Source organism: Acuticoccus sp. I52.16.1 (assembly GCF_022865125.1).
In the GTDB taxonomy this organism is placed as follows: Bacteria; Pseudomonadota; Alphaproteobacteria; order Rhizobiales; family Amorphaceae; genus Acuticoccus.
In genome coordinates, this window is sequence record NZ_CP094828.1 from 2,563,855 (window position 1) to 2,580,526 (window position 16,672).

The window sequence follows — 16,672 nt, forward strand, 5'->3', positions numbered from 1 at the left end:
CGGCCTCTTCGAGACGCTCGACCATGGCATCGAACTGCGGGCAGTCCCGTCGATCCTCGACGAGCGCCAGCGCATGCCTCACGGAGGCACGGTCGCGCTCGCCGATACGTGCGGCAACTGACGCGGTCCACCCGAGTGTCGTGACCGCGAGGTAGAAGGCGAGCTGCCGAGCGAGCGCGGCTCGCGCCGGACCCCGCGTTGAACCACCCACGTCGGCGACGGGGACGTCGAGGGCCGTCGCGGCAAGCGCCAGAAGCGCCTCCCAGACAATTCGGCTCGGTGCTGTCACAGAACGTCGCCCTCGTGGCCGCCGTCGCTCGTCGCGTAGCGGATCACGGTGTCCTGGCCTGGGATGTGCGGGAAGCCGCGGAAGTTCGCGACATTGGCGAACTTCGCCACGCAGGTCGCAACGTGCTTGTCGCAACCGGCACGGATCACGAACACATCGCCTTCGGCGATGCCGCGCACCGGCGCCTCGAGCAGCGTGATCGTCACGAGCCCCTCGGTCACATCGTGGGCGAGGATCTCCGCGTGACGTCCATCGTTCGCACCGCTGGTCCATTCGAGAGTGCCTTGGACGAACCAGCCCGCCTCGAACGCGCCGATCCCGGATGCGGTGAAGGCTCGGTCGCGCAGGCGATCGACCACAGCACCCGATCCGCGGTAGGCGTCCGCGTCGGGATCGACCATGCAACGAGCGTCGCCGAGCACAACGTCACACGTGGCTTGATAGGTCCGGCCGACAGTCTGGCCGAGGACGTGGGCGAGCGAACGCACCTCGGCCACGAACGCGAGACGGCCGCGCCGGATCTGACCGATCGAGCCGCGACGCATCATGACGCGCTGGCTGACGTCCGCCCAGTTCGCCCGCCAAACCTCGACCGCCGCATTGTCCCAGCGCCCGTCGAGGATGTCCGTCTCGGTGATCCAGTCCGATATCAGCACGCCCTCTGCGTCCTGCGCATCGACGGCGAGGTCGGAACCGCTGCGGATCTCGGACGCAGTCAGGCCGCTTTCCGGCTCGAAGTCCGTGCCGCCAAAAGTCAGTGTGCGATCGTGGTCGGTGAAACCGAACGTTTTGCCGTCGGATCGGGCGATGCGCCAGCACCAGGCGAGCGTCGTCGTGCCCTCGTCGAGATGGGCCTGCAGTTCAGATGAGAGCGCCTTCATCGGCGGAGCTCCACGAGCGGGACTGAGGTGATCGATCCGAGCCGCTCGATGTCGAGGGTCACGTCGAGGGTGTCGGTGTCGAAGCGGACCGGCACGTCGAACTCGAAACCGGCGCGGATGGCGACGCCGTCGGCTGGGGCGGTCTCGAAAGTGACGATCCCGGTCATGGCGTCCACGGACCACCCGGACATCTGTTCGTCGCCGTCGACCGCGATGCGCACAGTTCCCGCGACGGGCTTGGTGATCGTGCGGACCCAGGCGTCACCCCCCGACGCGTACGCCTTTGTCAGCTGGAACTCGGTCTGCTCGCCGTCGCCGGTGCCGATTAGCTGATCGGCGGACAATGGCGACCCGGACGGCGCGCACGACTTGTGGTCGGCCCAATCCTTGAACCGGAAGCCATAGAGCCGTCCGTTGCGCGCCTCGAAGAATGCGACGGCAGCGGCAAGATCGTCGACACGGCGGATGCCATAGGCGACATCATAGCGCCGGCGCGAGTTGGCCCAGCTGGCGTTGCGCTCCTCGGCCCCGGATGCCAGCTCGACGATCTGCGTTCGCCGCTGCGGGCCTCCACGCGCGCCGCGGCTGATGTTCTCGGGGAAGCGGACCTCGTGGAACGCCATCAAAGCCCCCGTCGTCCGAGCGACACCGCGCGAGCGACGTCTGCGGCGACCTGTGTGCGCGACTGCCGGAAGCTCTCCGCGTCTCTGGCGACAATGGTCACGCTCACGCCGCCCGCTCCACGCTCCCGATCGAGCGCAGAGGTCTCGCGGCGGGACAGGACGCGTTCGCCGCGCTGCAGGATCGCGGGCACCTCGTCGGGCCGCAGCCCCGCCACGCCGCCGGCATGATACCGGTGCGCTCCAGCGAACGCCGCGGCCGGCGCGAGACGCATCGGCGCCCGCTGCCCCACCACTCCACCGTCATGAAAGACGCCGGCGAACACTGACCCGAGGCGTCCGATGCCGGCCGACAGAGCGTTCGAAAGCGGTCCGAAGATGAAGCGCTGCGCCGCGACCTTGGCCATGTCGACGAGCATCGAGCTGACCAGGCTGCGGAAGTCGATCTTGCCCGTTCGCACGAACTCGGCAAAGGCCTCCTCGGCGCTGCGGAACGCGCTGACCAGCGTGTCGCCGACTTGTCTGCCGAGCGCCATCGCCTGTTTGGCGTAATCGGTTAGTGCGTCCCGCGCTTGGCTCCACCCGGTCTTCGCGGCTTCGGCAGTTTCGGCGACCTCCGGCTTCGCGGCCTTCGCCGCCTCGGCGGTCTGTGCCACGCCGTCCTTCAGATCTCCGGCCGCCTTTGCTGCGCGCTGCAGCGACGCTTCGCCGGCCTCGCCAGCCTCCTCGGCGGCCTGCCCGAGCGCTGCCAGGGACTTTAGCGGGACGGTGGCAGCCTTTGCGGCTTCCGACGCGGACGCGGCGAGGTCCTTCGCGCGCTTGTCGGCCTCGCCGACGGCGAGTTCGAGCTCGTAGAAGCCCGACGTCGCCATGACCGCGGCGCCGTGGACCCGCAGCGTCGTCTCGTCGAAGCCGGGCAGCTGGTCGAGACCGCGCGCGAGCCGATGGAGAAGCTCGCCCCAACTCCTCTGGATCCGCGCCATGACGGCGAGCCAGCCAGCCTCGATCCGGGCCCAGACCGATTGAAGCGCCAGCGCCAGCGCACGGCCGCCGGATTTGATCCGCTCCCAGACCTCGGTCGCGACGTCGGCGAGCAGCGACAGCGCGTTGCCGAACCCACCCGTGCTGCTGACGAGGCGGCCGAACTGATAGATCAGCTCGCCCGCGCCGACGATGAGCGCGCCGATGCCGGTCCGGATCAGCGCGCCTCGCAGGACGACGAGCGCGGTTGCGAGGCCGCGAACCGAGACCGCAGCCGCCACCATTCCAGCGACCCAGCGTCCGGCGAAGAACGCGGCGGCCGTCGCCGCGTACGTCGCAAGCCGGCCGAGGTTGCCGATCAGGGCATCGATGGCGGTGCGGACGATGCCGCCGGCCGACGCGAGCGTGACGAAGGCCGAAGCGAGCGCTTCAACTGCCGGGGCCGCGGCCACCGCGATTCGATTGCGTAGCCCCTCCATCACGAGCGACATCGTGTCGAGCGCGACCTCGGTCCGCTGCAGCGCCTTCAGAGCGTCGTCGTCGAGCACGGCGCCAATGTCCGCGGCGCGATCGCCGAGCCGCTGCATCTCCGCACCGCCATCGCGAAGGAGCAGCAGGAGGCGCGTGGCGTCCGAGGCCATCGCCTCGAGGTGGAACGTCATCTCCTGCTGCGACAGCCCGGCGCGCTGAAGCGTGTCGACGTAGAGCTGCAGCGCCTCGGGACCCGAGAGCCGAGCGAACTGATCGGCGGTGACGCCCACCTTCGGCGCCACCTTTTCGAAGGAGCCGGCCATCGGCCCGCCGCCGGTCTGGAGGAAGTCGCCGACGCGATCGTTCACGTCCTTCAGGATGTCGGCGAGCTTCTCCTGCTCGATGCCGACGGTGCGCGCGGCGCCCGACCAGCGCTGGAAGCCTTCGGGTGTGGCGTTGGCGACCTGCACGAACTGCCGGAGCTGCGCGCCGCTTTCGGCCGCGGAGCGGACGATGAGCCCGAGCGAGGCCGTCGCGGTAGCGGCTGCTGCCGTCAGCCCGACCTTGGCTGCTCGCGCGAAGGACGCCATCCGCGCATTCGCCGCCTCCATCTCGCGCGAGAGCCTGCCGAACGCCTTACCGCCGGTCTCTCCGAAGCCCTACAGTTCGGCCTTCACCTGGCGTCCGCCGACGGCAGCGAGGCGGACGCTCACGCGCTTTTCAGCCATGCTCGGATCCGATCTGCTTGTTAATGGCTGTCACCGCTGCGGCTTCCAGCGCAGGCAGCATCTCGGCGGCGGCAAGCGCGCTGACGCCGAGCGCATCCGCCATCGCGAGCGCGGCTGTCATGTCCCATCCCACGACGCCGCCCGGCACGACCCGAACCTGGCCGCCCATGCGCTGTGCGAGGTCCCACACCTGCCAGCCTTCAAGAGTCTGCGGCAGGTTCAGGCGGCCGGGGCACTCTTGGCACGGCGACGGGCAGGCGTCGCAGTATCCTTGCCCGCCGCCGAAGTGCCATTCGGCGAGGGCGGCGAGCCGTTTTTTTCCGCGTCGAGCAGCAGCCCCTTGTTCACGTACTTCAGCTGGAAGGCCTCGAAGACGGGATAGAGGTCGAGCAGCGCGTCGATGCCGTCGAACGTCGGATCGACCGGCTCGCCATCGGCATCACCGACACCCTCCCAGCGTAATCGGAACGATCGCGGCCTTCATCGTCGCCGCGCCTTCGACCGGGAGATCGACCGGCTGCGGTGCGCTCGCCTCGATCCAGTCACACAGGCCGCCGAGGGTACGGTCCGCGGCGATCGCGGTGCCGATGGCCGCGAGGAGGTCGTCGAGCGCTTCGTCGCGGTCGGCGGATTGGCGCGGCGCGACAATCGCCTCGATCTCCGCCTGGTGCTCATAGTGGTAGCGCCGCGGCGAGAGCGTCACCTCGGGGGCGCCCGGATCACCGTCGCGGAGGATGATTAGGCCGTCCGGCGGAACCCGCTCGGGAAGGGCTTCGCCCCGCAGCACGGTTGCGGACAACACTGAAAGTCGCGCGTGCAGCGCGGCGAGGACGGTTTCGCGAGGGGTGGGCATGTTTCCGTCTTCGTGTGGAAGCGGCGAAATGGGTCAGAGAAGGTCGCCGAAGCTCGCGATCTTCAGTCTGAACCGGTGGTTCGCCGCCCAGTCGTCCTTCATGGCGTCGGCCTCCTCGACGCTCAGGAGTCCTTCCACGATCATCTGTACGGTCAGGTCGGCTGTCCCGAGAACCACCAGACCGTCGTTGATGCGACGAGCCTCGTTCGCCGCGCGCTTGTCGTCCAGAGCGAGACCGGCACCGATCGAAATGGCGTGCGCGATCGTGGCGCTTTCGCCGATGCCGAGGCGCTGCGTGTCGGTCAGCTGTCCGAACATCTCGAGGGCAGCGTCGTCCTCAACGCGGCAGACTTCGCAGCATCCGGCGGCAACCGCGGCTTCAAACCGGGCCAACTGATCCCCGTACACATCGGTGATCTCGCCAGCGGCATGGTCGGTGACCAGAAACTGCGGCGACAGGTCCCGGATCAGACCCATCCGATCGATCCGGAGGAAGTTCACCAGTACGGACGTGTCTGTGACGAGGACAATTGGCGGCGGCGCAGGCATCTTGGACGTCACTCGGCTCGTGCTGCTTCCGCAAGTTCGAGCAGCTTGCGCCCGTCAACGCCGACGGTCTTGCCTACATCGAGAAGTCGTCCTCGGGAGATTTCGCCGAGCCGATACGCCTCGAGCGCCAGGTGGGCCACGCGGCTGCGAAGCTCTCGGGTTCCTCTGGGGCCACGGACTGGCTCCTCAAGATCTTCGAATAGGTCCAGTGCCCGCAAGTAGTCCTTTCCAGCATTCTCCTGTTCCGGCGACAGAAGCAGGAGGCTTTCCGGTTGATTGATGTAGCGAAGGCTCTTCAGCCGATAGACCGCCGCCTGATAGCTCACGCCGAACCTGTGCGCGATGAACGCGACGTCCTGAAAGCCGATCGTCTGGGAGCGCGGCGCCGGACGTAACTGGCCTTGTATGCTGCCGCCAGTCGCCACGTCGAAGACGATCTGATCCGTGCGCGCCGGCTGACCCTTTCCAAGCTGGCGCAGTTCCTCTTCGAGCCCCGCTTCGGGAAGCAGGAAAGCCGCAGCGAAAGCATTTGCCCGCTGCTCAATCCGTTCACGGCTGTTGTCTGCACTGCTGACGCCGACGACCCGGTTCCGATCCATAAGAGCATGCGCATATTCATGCGCCAGCGAGAACCGCTGTCGGGCGCGCACATGTCCAGCGTTCACGAGCACGGCCATGCCAATGCTCGGATGATGCAGAAATAAGCCGGACATGGTGTTCGGAAGATCGACGACAGATGCCCAGATGCCCTGATCGCCAAGCAGTTCCGTCATGTCGGCAATCGGAGAACTCCCGAGCTCGAGGCGTCTCCGTTCCTGTTCAGCAACCCGCTCGCCTTGGGCGACGGCATCCCCGGTCGATCTCGGTACCGGCTCAGGATACGCCGGCGGTCCATCACGCTCCTCGCGTCCCAGTAACCCCTCCAGGCTGACACCTTCGCGGCAGATTTGCACGCAGCGGTCCACCTCGATCCGGATCTCCGGAGCCGAGTCGAGGCCCGGCGCAATTCGATGCAGCGCCACGACGATGTCCTCTTCGGCGTCAGGCGCGTCCGCAAGGAACCAACTGACCGGGCGACGATAGAGGTCCGCAAGCCGTGCAAGTTCCATGGTGGACACTGCGCGGTTCCCTCCTTCGATCTGCGTGACGGCCGTACGGGGAAGGCCGAGCGCTTCAGCCGCTTCCCCCTGATTGATTGATGCGAGTTCTCGTGCCTCCCTCAGCCGACGAGACATTTCGGTGCGGTTCATGACGGGTTCCTCAGGTGCGCGTGTCGAGCTTCTCCCGGCCCCACTTTGGCACAAGATAGGCCGAGCGAACCTTGGCGTCAAGTTTTGACTTGAATGTTCGATAGCAGTGTACCACATCCTGGCCATGCCACTTAAAGGAGGTGATGGGCATGGCAGGCAAAAACCAGCACGTTGTTCGGCGCGAGGACGGATGGGCCGTCCTCGGCGCCGGGAACAGCCGCGACACGGCGCGGTACGGCACTCAGGCTGAGGCAGTCGATCGGGCCACGGAGATCGCGCGCAACCAGCATAGCGAAGTTCTCATCCACGGACGTAACGGCCGGATCCGCGAGCGCAACAGCTACGGAAACGACCCGTTCCCGCCCCGCGGATAAGAACGACGCGGAGGACCGACGAGGCCCTCCGCGTGGCTTGAAAACCGCCCCTCGACCCAGTTGGACACGATCGCTCCCGGCAGCGCCGCCTCGGCCGCTCGGGCAGCGCGGCCCAGATCCAGCCGCTTCGGCAAGCGGACCTGCGGCACCAACAGGAAGATCGGCGCGGACGAACGGCCGGCGAGCCGGCTGTAGGTCGTGCCGTCCTTCCGACGGGTGACATTCGGCCGGATGCGGCCCGACTTAGTGATCCGCACGTTGTCCGCAACGAGCAGGCTCGGGCCATAGCGCCGCCGGATCATTCGCAGGCTGGTGCCCGTCTTGCGCTCCCAGATCGCCGGCGTCAGCGGACCGCGCCGGATGCGCTCCCGCGCGACCGGCAACGGTATGGCGAGCCAAAGGCCCGACTTCGGCCGGATCGTCTTGCCCCCGGTCGTGGGCGCCGACGATCGCCGGCGCCTTCGACCAGACGAGCGCAGCGGCGCGGATGCTGCTGCCCTGCTTCGGATACCGCTCGCTGCGGATCGTGTTGCCGAGACGCGGGCCAAGCCCAGCTCCCACCACCTGCGCCCGCCAGTTGCCCTTCAGCCGAACGCCGACCTCGCCGACGCCGGTGGTGACCGCGCGCTCGGCAGCTTCGATCTCCTCCGCCATGAGGGTCGCGAGATCGGGGACGACCTTCAGATCGAGCTTCATGCCGGCCGCAGCTCAATCGTCCAGACCAACCGCTCGCGATCGCGGACCGGCTCGCCCTGGATGACACACGCCTCGCCATCGATCTCGAAGCCATCGCCGGGACGCGGCTCCGCGACCTCGCTGACGCGGACGTCGAGACGGATCGTCTCCGACCAGACCCGTGCGTCACCGAACTCGCTGATCGCGTCGCCGCGACGTGGGACAATGCGCACATCGACGGGCCCGCCGCCCGCCGGCGTGTAGACCGCATCGCGCCCGACGTTCGGGTCAGCGAACAGCGCGTCGAGCGCGGCGACGAGTGCGTTCATCAGGTGCGCTTGCCGGTTCGCAGCGCCTGCGGCCGGGTGCAGATCGGAAGCGGGTTGCTCTCGATTTCGAGCCGCACCCACTCGTCGCGATCCCGGTCGGGGATGGCGCGGGCGTAGAGCGGCAGGCCGAGCGTGTTGACGGTCTCGAACTTGTCGGCCGGCGCGTAGTAGATCTCGAACAGCCCCTCGACGCCCTCGGGATAGAAGTACGCCTTGTCGGCCGGGACGCCGAAGGCGGCGTTGCCGCGGTAGCGCCGGAAGGTGATCCCGCCGAAGCTGACCTCGTCGGCGACCCTCGAGCGGAGATCCGCGGCTGCGGCAGTGTTGAGGTAGGTCTCGCGAACCTCCTTGTGCGCGACGAGGTCGGCGAAGAACGAGGAGCCGCACTCGGCGCGCAGCATGACGGAGCCAGTGGCGAGCCCGCCGAGCCCGTCCTCGACGCTCTCGATCAACGACTGGCACTTCTTGCGGAGCGCGCCGGACTGACCCGCGCCGGGTCTGCCGGAGGCTCCAACTCCTGAGTAGGATGGAGCCCGATGAGCAGGACGACGAACAAATATTCACCGGAAGTACGCGAGCGCGCGGTTCGGATGGTGTTGGACAATGAACACCAGCACGTGTCCCGCTGGGCGGCGATCCTGTCGATCTCCTCGAAGGTCGGCTGCGCTGCACAGACGTTGAACGAGTGGGTGAAAAAGGTCGAGGTTGACAACGGCAGGCGCGCGGGTGTGCCGAGCGACATGGCCGAGAGGATGAAGGCGCTGGAGCGGGAGAACCGCGAGTTGCGCCAGGCCAACGAGATCCTGCGCAAAGCATCGGCGTATTTCGCGCAGGCGGAGCTCGACCGCCGGTCGAAGACATGATCGCGTTCATCGACGATCACCGGGCCGAGCACGGGGTCGAGCCGATCTGCAAGGCTCTGCCGATCGCCCCGTCCACCTACCATGATCATGTGATGAAGCGGGCCGATCCGACGCGCCGCTCACCGCGGGCGCGCCGCGATGCCGAACTGCGGCCCGAGATCCGGCGCGTGTTCGACGCCAACTTTCAGGTCTACGGGGTGCGCAAGGTCTGGCGGCAGATGCGTCGAGAAGGCTTCCAAGTCGCGCGCTGCACCGTCGCCAGGCTGATGAAGGAGATGGGGATCGAAGGCATTGTTCGGGGTAAACGGGTGCGAACGTCGATTCCCGACAAGGCCGCGCCATGCCCGCTCGACCGCGTCAATCGCCAGTTCCGGGTGCCGGCTCCGAACATGCTCTGGGTGAGCGACTTCACCTACGTGGCGACGTGGCAGGGCTTCGTCCACGTCGCCTTCGTCATCGACGCATACGCCCGCCGCATCGTCGGCTGGCGGGTCAGTCGGACCGCCCATACCGGCTTCGTCCTCGATGCCCTGGAGCAGGCCGTTCACCAGCGTCGGCCGGTAAGGGGAAAAGGCCTGGTGCATCATTCCGACAGGGGGTCGCAGTACCTGGCGATCCGCTACACCGAGCGCCTGGCCGAGGCAGGCATCGAGCCCTCGGTCGGTAGCGTCGGCGACAGCTACGACAACGCGCTGGCGGAGACCATCAACGGCCTCTTCAAGGCAGAGGTCATCCACCGGCGCGGCCCATGGCGCAGCTTCGAGGCCGTCGAGTACGCGACCCTCGAATGGGTCGATTGGTACAACAACCGCCGCCTTCTCGAGCCGATCGGAAACATCTCGCCTGCCGAGGCCGAAGCTCACTACCACGCAGCGCTGGAACTAACGCCCATGGCCGCGTAGCTAAGACAAACTGGCCTCCGGAATTCCCGGTGCAGTTCAATCGGGGTGGCGGAGCTGTGCCGTAAGCATGGGATCAGCGACGCGACGTTCTACACGTGGCGCAAGCGCTTTGGCGGCATGGAGGTCTCGGACGCCAAGCGGCTGAAGGCGCTGGAGGACGAGAACGCCCGCCTCAAGAAGCTCCTCGCCGAACAGATGCTCGACGTGGCGACATTGCGGGATGCTGTGGGAACAAACTTCTGACGCCCGGCGCGCGGAGAGGCTTCGTGAGCTGGGCGATTGAAAAGAAGGGGTATTCCCAGCGGCGCGCCTGTGCCCTGATCGGGATGCATCCGAGAACCTACCGATATCGGTCGCAGCGGCCGGACGATGCGGCCATGCGCGAACGGCGGAAGGCGCTGGCGAACGAGCGGCGCCGGTTCGGCTCCCGACGACTGCACATCCTGCTGCGTCGTGAAGGCCTGGAGGTAAACCACAAGAAGCTGTTCCGCCTGTACCGTGAGGAACGGCTGACGGTGCGACGCCGTGGCGGCCGCAAACGTGCGATCGGAATGCGCGCGCCGATGACGCTGCCGCAGGGGCCGAACCAGCGTAAGCCTCCGGTAAAGGCCGCCTTGTTGGCGGGCAGCGGGGCGGCGGAGAACTGTGCGTATGGACAGGCATACGCACAGGGCGTTCGAGCGGATCGAGTTGGTCGAGACGGGCCGCCGGCGTCGCTGGAGCGATGACGATAAGCTGAAGATCGTGCTGGAGAGCCTGGCGGGTCCGCGGCTGGTCTCGGCGACGGCCCGGCGGCACGGGATCTCGCGCTCCCTGCTGGTGACGTGGCGGCGCGCGTTCCGGGTGGAGCCGCCCCGATCTGAGAAGACGCCGACCTTCGTGCCCGCCATCATCGAGCCGGCCCCGCCGGAGCCTGAGCGGCAGCCGACAGAGCCGCGGACTGAAGCCCCGGCGACGATCTCGCGGATGGAGATCATTCTCACTTGCGGCCGGCGGATCGTCGTCAGCGCCGACGTGGACGGCAAGGCGCTCGCGCGCGTGGTCGCGGTTCTGGAGCGTCGATGATCCCGGTTCCGAGCGGCGTCAGGGTGTGGCTGGCGACCGGGCACACGGACATGCGCAAGGGATTCCCTGGCCTGTCGCTGCTGGTCCAGGAGGTGCTGCGGCGCGACCCGTTGAGCGGCCATCTGTTCTGCTTCCGCGGGCGCCGGGGCGATCTTCTGAAGGTGATCTGGCACGACGGCCAGGGCGCGTGTCTGTTCACCAAGCGGCTGGAGCGCGGTCGCTTCCTGTGGCCCTCGCCCGCCGATGGTGCGGTGACGATCAGCCCGGGGCAGCTCGGCTATCTGCTCGAAGGGATCGACTGGCGCCACCCGCAGGAGACGTGGCGACCGACCTCGGTCGGGTGACGTTTTACCTTGGCCGGGGCCGGCGATCGTGATTCGCTGAAGGCGTGAACAGCGCCGCCGATTCGCTTCCCGACGACCTTGCCAGCGCCCACGCGATGATCCGCGCGGAGCGGGCACGCCGTCTCGCTGCCGAGGCGGCGCAGTCGGACGTGACCGCCCTGGTCGCCCATCTGAAGCTCCAGATCGAGAAGCTGAGGCGCGAGCTCTACGGCAGCCGCTCCGAGCGCAAGGCGCGCCTGCTCGAGCAGATGGAGCTGCAGCTGGAGGACCTCGAGACGACGGCGAGCGAGGACGAGCGCGCCGCCGAGGACGCGGCGACACGGGCCGGGGCGGACGCCGCGTTCACCCGCAAGCGGCCCGCGCGCAAACCCTTCCCGGCCCATCTGCCGCGCGAGCGCGTCATCGTCGAAGCGCCCGAGAGCTGCCCGTGCTGCGGCTCGACCCGGCTGTCGAAGCTCGGCGAGGACATCACCGAGACGCTGGAGGTGATCCCCCGCCGGTGGAAGGTCGTCCAGACGGTGCGCGAGCGGTTCGCCTGCCGTCAGTGCGAACGGGTGACGCAGCCGCCGGCGCCGTTCCACGTGACGCCGCGCGGCTTTGCCGGACCGCACCTTCTGGCGACCATCCTGTTCGACAAGTTCGGCCAGCATTTGCCGCTGAACCGGCAGAGCGAGCGCTATGCCCGCGAGGGCATCGACCTGTCGGTCTCGACGCTCGCCGACCAAGTCGGCGCCGCGACGGCCGCCCTGGCTCCGCTCCACACCCTGATCGAGGCGCATGTCAAAGCCGCCGAGCGCCTTCACGGCGACGACACCACGGTACCGATCCTCGCCAAAGGCAAGACGATCACGGGCCACATCTGGACCTACGTTCGCGACGACCGCCCGTTCGCCGGCCCCGCGCCGCCGGCCGCGCTCTACTACGCCTCGCGCGATCGGCGGCAGGAGCATCCCGAGCGCCATCTTGGAGGCTTCGCCGGCATCCTGCAGGCCGACGCCTACAGCGGCTACAACTCGCTCACCGACCCGTCGCGCGCCGAGGGCGCGGTCACGCCGGCGCTGTGCTGGGCGCACGCCAGGCGGAAGTTCTTCGAGCTCGCCGACATTGCGGCCAACGCGCGGCGGGGCCGACAGGCGGCGGCGATCTCGCCTGTTGCGCTTCAGGCCGTCCGCCGCATCGATGCGCTGTTCGACATCGAGCGCACCATCAATGGCTTTGATGCGGCCGAGCGTTTGCGCGTCCGGCAGGAGGCAAGTGCACCGCTGGTGAGCAACCTCGAAGCCTGGCTGCGCGAGGAACGCGCTCTCCTGTCGCGATCGGCATCGGTCGCCAAGCCCATCGACTATATGCTGAAGCGCTGGGACCGCTTCGCCGGGTTCCTCGAGGACGGCCGGATCTGCCTCACCAACAATGCGGCCGAGTGCGCGCTCCGGGGCTTTGCCCTCGGCCGCAAGGCGTGGCTCTTCGCCGGATCCGAGCGCGGGGCCGACCGGGCCGCGACCATGGCGACGCTGATCGGGACGGCCAAGCTGAACGACATCGACCCTCAGGCCTGGCTCGCCGACGTGCTGGCGCGGATCGCCGCCACGCCGCAGGGACGGCTTCCCGAGCTGCTGCCGTGGAACTGGACGGGGCCAGCGCCCTCAGCCGCCATCGCCTGAGCCACGGCCGCCGCCTGCCACGGCATACGATCCGCCGTGCCCGCGGCCCTCGCCGGATGCTTACGCACCAGCGCTGGAGCCTCGACTTCGTCGCCGATCAGCTGAGCGACGGGCGGCGCTTCCGGGTGCTGGTCGTGGTCGACGACTTCACCCGCGAGTGTCTGGCGCTGGTCGTCGACACGTCGTTGTCGGGCGCTCGGGTCGCGCGCGAGCTCGACAGGCTAATCGCCCAGCGTGGCAAGCCGCTGATGGCCGTCAGCGACAACGGCACGGAACTGACCTCCCGCGCGATCCTGGAATGGCAGAAGGACCGCCGCGTCGAGTGGCACTACATTGCGCCCGGCAAGCCGATGCAGAACGGCTTTGTGGGGAGCCTGAACGGCCGGTTCCGCGACGAGTGCCTGAACGAGCACCTCTTCCGTAGCCTGCCAAACCCGCGCCGCCTCATCGAGGAATGGCGCATCGACTACAATCACGACCGGCCGCACACCAGCCTCGGCGGCCTCACCCCCAACGAGTTTGCAACCCGGTCCCGACAGGACCACAACACGAACAGAGCACAGCTATGAGCGGGGACACTTCGGGGGCAACGTCAGTGAGAACAGGGCCTTGCTCCAACGCATCCGGGTGATCCACAAGGACAGCGCCGGCGTCTATGGCGCGCCTCGCGTTCACGCGGTGCCGCGTGCGGACGGGCACGGTTTCGGGCGCCATCGCGTCGCAAGGCTCATGCGGCGGGCTGGGCTCAGGGGAAGGGCTGCCTTGCCCCGCCGGGTGCGCACGACGGACAGCCGGCATGCGTTCCCCATCGCACCGAACCGGCTGGTCAACGCTTCGTGGCGGCTCGGCCGAATGAGGTGTGGCTCGCAGATCTGACCTACGTCCCGACCGGCGAAGGCTGGCTCTTCCTCGCCGCCATCATCGACATGGCGACCCGCAAGGTGGTCGGTTGGGCAATGCGCCAGACACTGCACGCGGACATCGCCATCGACGCGCTCAGGATGGCGATCGAACGGCAACGCACGCCGGCCGGCCTCATTCATCACAGCGACCGCGGGGTCCAATACGCTGCCGAGGCCTACCGCCAGGTCCTTGCCGCAGCGGGTATAACCCCGTCCATGAGCCGCAGGGGCAACGGCCTCGACAACGCGCCGATGGAGAGCCTCTTCCACCCCCTCAAAGTCGAGCGCGTCCATCACCAGATCTACCCGACACGTGACGCCGCACGCCGTGATCTGTTCGGGTACATCGAAGGCTTCTACAATCCCCGCCGCCTTCACTCCGCTCTCGGCTATCGATCACCAGCCGAGGCCGAGCGAATGCCGGCATAACCCCGTCCACTTTTTCGGGGCAGGATCAATTTTTACGCCGAAGACCAACGGCAAGGCCGAGCGCTCTATCCAGCCCCTCCTTCGCGAGGGGGCCTACGCGATCCCATACCGCTCTTCAGACAGTCGAACGCGCGATCTGCCGAGGTGGCTCACGTGGTACATTGAACATCGACCGCACGCCGCCCTTCACAGCCGTCCTCCCGCCGACGCGCCGCACAACCTTGTGAGACGTCACAGCTAGAGCCATGTGGCAGCTCATCCGTGGACGCTCGGCGGACCCGGTTCCGAGAGCGGCGACGCCGTCGACACCTCCCATGCAAAGGCCCCTTCATGATCCGATCGCTTCGCCGGCTCCTCTCCCTGCCGTTCCAGGTCCTGGGATACGCCTGTTTTCTCGGCGCATTCGTCACGGGCTTCATTAGTATCTGGAACATGGTCAAGGACGAGGCGGCGCCGGGCATGCAGCTGGGCGAACTGTGGTTCCGCCTCTCACCCGAGACGTTGCAGCTCGCCCAGCCGGCGGTTCAACGCTATCTCCACCCCGCGATCTGGGATCCGGGCGTGCTCACCTTCCTGCTGCTGCCGAGCTGGTTCGCGCTGATCCTCCTCGCCGCATTGTGCCTCTTGATCGCACAACTCATCTATAGGGTCCGATAACAAGGGAGAGGCGCGATGAATATCATGCAGCTATTCGGCAAGTCCCTCGACATCCCGTCCGCCGCGGACGCGCTCCCCGGCCGGCCCGACCCGATCGTCACCGCCGATCGCCACGCCGTGAACGGCGAGCCGCTGAAGGGCGACTGGACCGGCCTCGGGACCGTCGTCTTCGCACTCGGGTGCTTCTGGGGTGCGGAGCGGATCTTCTGGCGTACGGCGGGGGTGAAGGTCACCGCCGTCGGTTATGTCGGCGGGCATACCCCGAACCCGACCTACCGCGAGGTCTGCACCGGGCGCACCGGGCATACCGAGGGCGTGCTCGTGGTCTACGACCCGGCCGTCGTCTCGTTCGAGACCTTGGTCAAGCTCTTCTTCGAGAGCCATGATCCGACCCAGGGCATGCGCCAAGGCAACGACGTCGGCACGCAGTACCGCTCGGCGATCTTCACCGAGAGTGCGCAGGAGCGCGCCAGCGCCGAGGCGATCAAGGCGGCCTACGCCGCGACGCTGAAGGCCAAGGGCTACGGCCCGATCACCACCGAGATCGGCGGTGCGGTGCCGTTCTACTACGCCGAGACCGAGCACCAGCAGTACCTGCACAAGGTGCCGAACGGCTATTGCGGGCTCGGCGGCACGGGCGTCGGCTGTCCGGTCGGGACGGGCGCCGCGGCCTGATCGGGCGCGGCGGCGGCACCGTCCGTCGCGGAGGGCGTCCGGTTCGCGAGGGCGGCGCCATCCGTGGCGGGCCCCGGCGGGGCGGCGCTCATGGGCTCCGGTGCCGGAGGCGCGGTGGTGCCGGGCGGCGCCGGGGTCGGCACGGAGACGTGGGACGGCGCGGCCAGAAGCTCGCGGCAGGCGGGCGGCATCCGCTCCACCGTGAGGGGCGACTTGGGCTTGGCCTTCGGGTCCGGCGTCCAGGGTGCGGGCGTGTACCAATAGTCGAGCTGGGTGCCGCAGCCGGTGCCCTTCGGCGGCGGGCTCTGCGGTTCGCACGCGGGCGAGCCGGCGGGGCATTTCAGGCGCACGTGGAAATGCGAATCGTGCCCGTACCAGGGGCGGATGTGGCGCAGGAAGCCCCGCCGCGGCCAGCTCATGTCGCACATCGCCTTCTTGATGTGCGGGTGGACGAAGACCCGCTCCACCCGCGGGTCCGACGCCGCCTCGCGCACCAGCGCGGCGATGTGCGGCGTGAACCGCTCGGGGTCCGCGGCCGTCCCGGCGGCGTTCAGCATGGTGACGAAGTCCATCGTCTCGCGGGCCTCCGGCGAGAGCGGCGCCTCGGGCCGCGCGGCGAACCAGATGTCGACGTCGAGGCCCACCTGATGGCTGGCGTGGCCGAACGGCATCGGCCCGCCGCGCGGCTGGCTCATGTCGCCCACCAGGATGCCGTTGAGCCCGCCCCCGGCAGCCGCCGCGGCGAGGTCCTCGACGAAGGCGATGGTCTCCGGATGACCCCAGCGGCGGTTGCGCGACAGGCGCATCGCACTGTGATGCGGCCCGTCGGCGGCGAGCTGTGCGGCGCCGGCGAGGCAGCCGCGGCTGTAGCCGCCGATGGCGCGGGTCGGCGGCGCCGTCGGCCCATGCACTGCGCCGAAGCGGGCTTTCGCCGGCGCCGACCCGGCCGGCGCCGCGGCCTCACGCGCCTTGCGCCGGGGCTTGCCGGGCGGGACCTTGGCCCGGGTCCCGGCCCGCTTCCGGCGCCGCGCGTCGGCGAGGACGGCGCCCGCGGCAGCGGTCTCGGCGGTGAGGCGCGGCGTATTCTCGCCTCTACCGTCGCGGGCGGCGGCGCCGGTGGCGAGCAGCGTCGTCAGCAGCGCTGCGATCAGACGTCCGCCGGCGCGCCTCACGA

Annotated in this window: 19 protein-coding genes, 4 pseudogenes and 1 other annotated feature; of the genes and pseudogenes, 11 read left to right on the forward strand and 12 right to left on the reverse strand. The window is 68.4% G+C overall.

Going from position 1 to position 16,672, the window contains the following annotated elements:
• Positions 1-285: 285 nt before the first annotated feature.
• The 7 genes from MRB58_RS11590 to MRB58_RS11620 form a co-directional block, all read right to left on the reverse strand.
• On the reverse strand, positions 286-1,170 hold the full coding sequence (locus tag MRB58_RS11590) for a DUF2163 domain-containing protein (RefSeq protein WP_244781848.1): 885 nt from the start codon (positions 1,168-1,170) through the stop codon (positions 286-288).
• Positions 1,167-1,793, reverse strand: coding sequence for a DUF2460 domain-containing protein (locus tag MRB58_RS11595; RefSeq protein ID WP_244781849.1), 627 nt, complete (start codon positions 1,791-1,793; stop codon positions 1,167-1,169). Before MRB58_RS11595 ends, MRB58_RS11590 begins: the two co-directional genes overlap by 4 nt.
• Positions 1,793-3,832 (reverse strand): phage tail tape measure C-terminal domain-containing protein, encoded by a 2,040-nt coding sequence (locus MRB58_RS11600; RefSeq protein WP_244781850.1) that lies wholly within the window; start codon positions 3,830-3,832, stop codon positions 1,793-1,795. The genes MRB58_RS11595 and MRB58_RS11600 overlap by 1 nt, the downstream gene beginning before the upstream one ends.
• 130 nt (positions 3,833-3,962) lie before the next feature.
• Positions 3,963-4,160, reverse strand: a complete 198-nt coding sequence (locus tag MRB58_RS11605) for a hypothetical protein (protein WP_244777120.1) — start codon at positions 4,158-4,160, stop codon at positions 3,963-3,965.
• A 249-nt stretch (positions 4,161-4,409) separates the two neighbouring features.
• Positions 4,410-4,823, reverse strand: coding sequence for a hypothetical protein (locus tag MRB58_RS11610; RefSeq protein WP_244777121.1), 414 nt, complete (start codon positions 4,821-4,823; stop codon positions 4,410-4,412).
• Positions 4,824-4,856: 33 nt separating this feature from the next.
• Positions 4,857-5,384 (reverse strand): hypothetical protein, encoded by a 528-nt coding sequence (locus MRB58_RS11615; protein ID WP_244777122.1) that lies wholly within the window; start codon positions 5,382-5,384, stop codon positions 4,857-4,859.
• Positions 5,381-6,622: an ImmA/IrrE family metallo-endopeptidase gene (locus tag MRB58_RS11620; protein WP_244777123.1), complete on the reverse strand. Its 1,242-nt coding sequence runs from the start codon at positions 6,620-6,622 to the stop codon at positions 5,381-5,383. Before MRB58_RS11620 ends, MRB58_RS11615 begins: the two co-directional genes overlap by 4 nt.
• Before the next feature lie 149 nt (positions 6,623-6,771).
• Between MRB58_RS11620 and MRB58_RS11625 the strand changes: the two genes are divergently transcribed.
• On the forward strand, positions 6,772-6,996 hold the full coding sequence (locus tag MRB58_RS11625) for a DUF2188 domain-containing protein (protein ID WP_244777125.1): 225 nt from the start codon (positions 6,772-6,774) through the stop codon (positions 6,994-6,996).
• Here the strand turns inward: MRB58_RS11625 and MRB58_RS11630 are convergent.
• The 4 genes from MRB58_RS11630 to MRB58_RS11645 are packed head-to-tail and all read right to left on the reverse strand — an operon-like array spanning position 6,963 to position 8,560.
• Positions 6,963-7,358: a DUF6441 family protein gene (locus MRB58_RS11630; RefSeq protein ID WP_371747292.1), complete on the reverse strand. Its 396-nt coding sequence runs from the start codon at positions 7,356-7,358 to the stop codon at positions 6,963-6,965. The genes MRB58_RS11625 and MRB58_RS11630 overlap by 34 nt on opposite strands.
• Entirely contained in the window at positions 7,240-7,692 is a 453-nt protein-coding gene (locus MRB58_RS24970; RefSeq protein WP_371747171.1) for a DUF6441 family protein, read from the reverse strand. Before MRB58_RS24970 ends, MRB58_RS11630 begins: the two co-directional genes overlap by 119 nt.
• Positions 7,689-8,000 carry a hypothetical protein gene (locus tag MRB58_RS11640; RefSeq protein ID WP_244777127.1) on the reverse strand — a complete coding sequence of 104 codons (312 nt, stop codon included), beginning with the start codon at positions 7,998-8,000 and terminating at the stop codon, positions 7,689-7,691. Before MRB58_RS11640 ends, MRB58_RS24970 begins: the two co-directional genes overlap by 4 nt.
• Positions 8,000-8,560 carry a major capsid protein gene (locus MRB58_RS11645; RefSeq protein ID WP_256461733.1) on the reverse strand — a complete coding sequence of 187 codons (561 nt, stop codon included), beginning with the start codon at positions 8,558-8,560 and terminating at the stop codon, positions 8,000-8,002. Before MRB58_RS11645 ends, MRB58_RS11640 begins: the two co-directional genes overlap by 1 nt.
• Here MRB58_RS11645 and MRB58_RS11650 point away from each other — a divergent pair.
• The 10 genes and pseudogenes from MRB58_RS11650 to msrA all read left to right on the forward strand — a co-directional run bounded on the left by MRB58_RS11650 (position 8,537) and on the right by msrA (position 15,498).
• Positions 8,537-9,765 (forward strand): IS3 family transposase gene (locus MRB58_RS11650; RefSeq protein WP_244777129.1). Its coding sequence is split into 2 segments (ribosomal slippage): positions 8,537-8,831 and positions 8,831-9,765, totalling 1,230 coding nucleotides; the frame shifts between segments, so codons are not numbered across the junction. The two genes, MRB58_RS11645 and MRB58_RS11650, sit on opposite strands and share 24 nt — an antisense overlap.
• Positions 8,818-8,934 (forward strand) — a sequence feature (AL1L pseudoknot). (Overlaps the previous gene by 117 nt.)
• A gap of 42 nt (positions 9,766-9,807) precedes the next feature.
• Positions 9,808-10,358: pseudogene (locus tag MRB58_RS11655) on the forward strand (transposase); the annotation flags it as partial.
• A 97-nt stretch (positions 10,359-10,455) separates the two neighbouring features.
• Positions 10,456-10,830 carry a transposase gene (locus tag MRB58_RS11660; RefSeq protein ID WP_371747172.1) on the forward strand — a complete coding sequence of 125 codons (375 nt, stop codon included), beginning with the start codon at positions 10,456-10,458 and terminating at the stop codon, positions 10,828-10,830.
• The gene (tnpB, locus tag MRB58_RS11665) at positions 10,827-11,174 is read left to right on the forward strand and encodes an IS66 family insertion sequence element accessory protein TnpB (RefSeq protein WP_244777131.1); all 348 of its coding nucleotides are present in this window, start codon (positions 10,827-10,829) and stop codon (positions 11,172-11,174) included. Before MRB58_RS11660 ends, tnpB begins: the two co-directional genes overlap by 4 nt.
• A gap of 95 nt (positions 11,175-11,269) precedes the next feature.
• A complete protein-coding gene (locus MRB58_RS11670) occupies positions 11,270-12,835 on the forward strand; it encodes an IS66 family transposase (protein ID WP_244781965.1) in 1,566 nt (521 codons plus the stop codon).
• Positions 12,836-12,867: 32 nt separating this feature from the next.
• Positions 12,868-13,404: pseudogene (locus tag MRB58_RS11675) on the forward strand (integrase core domain-containing protein); the annotation flags it as partial.
• Between the two features lie 31 nt (positions 13,405-13,435).
• Positions 13,436-14,166, forward strand: a pseudogene (locus MRB58_RS11680) (IS3 family transposase); the annotation flags it as partial.
• 31 nt (positions 14,167-14,197) lie between these two features.
• A pseudogene (locus MRB58_RS11685) lies at positions 14,198-14,407 on the forward strand (integrase core domain-containing protein); the annotation flags it as partial.
• An 89-nt stretch (positions 14,408-14,496) separates the two neighbouring features.
• Complete coding sequence (locus tag MRB58_RS11690) at positions 14,497-14,823, forward strand: hypothetical protein (protein ID WP_244777132.1); 327 nt, start codon at positions 14,497-14,499, stop codon at positions 14,821-14,823.
• A gap of 24 nt (positions 14,824-14,847) precedes the next feature.
• On the forward strand, positions 14,848-15,498 hold the full coding sequence (gene msrA / locus MRB58_RS11695) for a peptide-methionine (S)-S-oxide reductase MsrA (protein ID WP_244781967.1): 651 nt from the start codon (positions 14,848-14,850) through the stop codon (positions 15,496-15,498).
• On the opposite strand, the gene mepA is transcribed toward msrA, so the two are convergent.
• Positions 15,438-16,670, reverse strand: a complete 1,233-nt coding sequence (mepA, locus tag MRB58_RS11700) for a penicillin-insensitive murein endopeptidase (RefSeq protein ID WP_244777134.1) — start codon at positions 16,668-16,670, stop codon at positions 15,438-15,440. The genes msrA and mepA overlap by 61 nt on opposite strands.
• Between the last annotated feature and the right edge of the window lie 2 nt (positions 16,671-16,672).

Excerpts from the sequence above, each read along its gene's own strand:
- MRB58_RS11690 (WP_244777132.1), top strand. The coding sequence starts at position 14,497 with ATGATCCGATCGCTTCGCCGGCTCCTCTCCCTGCCGTTCCAGGTCCTG.
- MRB58_RS11640 (WP_244777127.1), bottom strand. The coding sequence starts at position 8,000 with ATGAACGCACTCGTCGCCGCGCTCGACGCGCTGTTCGCTGACCCGAAC.
- MRB58_RS11625 (WP_244777125.1), top strand. The coding sequence starts at position 6,772 with ATGGCAGGCAAAAACCAGCACGTTGTTCGGCGCGAGGACGGATGGGCC.
- MRB58_RS11610 (WP_244777121.1), bottom strand. The coding sequence starts at position 4,823 with ATGCCCACCCCTCGCGAAACCGTCCTCGCCGCGCTGCACGCGCGACTT.
- MRB58_RS11670 (WP_244781965.1), top strand. The coding sequence starts at position 11,270 with ATGATCCGCGCGGAGCGGGCACGCCGTCTCGCTGCCGAGGCGGCGCAG.
- msrA (WP_244781967.1), top strand. The coding sequence starts at position 14,848 with ATGCAGCTATTCGGCAAGTCCCTCGACATCCCGTCCGCCGCGGACGCG.
- MRB58_RS24970 (WP_371747171.1), bottom strand. The coding sequence starts at position 7,692 with ATGAAGCTCGATCTGAAGGTCGTCCCCGATCTCGCGACCCTCATGGCG.
- MRB58_RS11590 (WP_244781848.1), bottom strand. The coding sequence starts at position 1,170 with ATGAAGGCGCTCTCATCTGAACTGCAGGCCCATCTCGACGAGGGCACG.
- MRB58_RS11600 (WP_244781850.1), bottom strand. The coding sequence starts at position 3,832 with ATGGCGTCCTTCGCGCGAGCAGCCAAGGTCGGGCTGACGGCAGCAGCC.
- MRB58_RS11620 (WP_244777123.1), bottom strand. The coding sequence starts at position 6,622 with ATGAACCGCACCGAAATGTCTCGTCGGCTGAGGGAGGCACGAGAACTC.
- tnpB (WP_244777131.1), top strand. The coding sequence starts at position 10,827 with ATGATCCCGGTTCCGAGCGGCGTCAGGGTGTGGCTGGCGACCGGGCAC.
- MRB58_RS11595 (WP_244781849.1), bottom strand. The coding sequence starts at position 1,793 with ATGGCGTTCCACGAGGTCCGCTTCCCCGAGAACATCAGCCGCGGCGCG.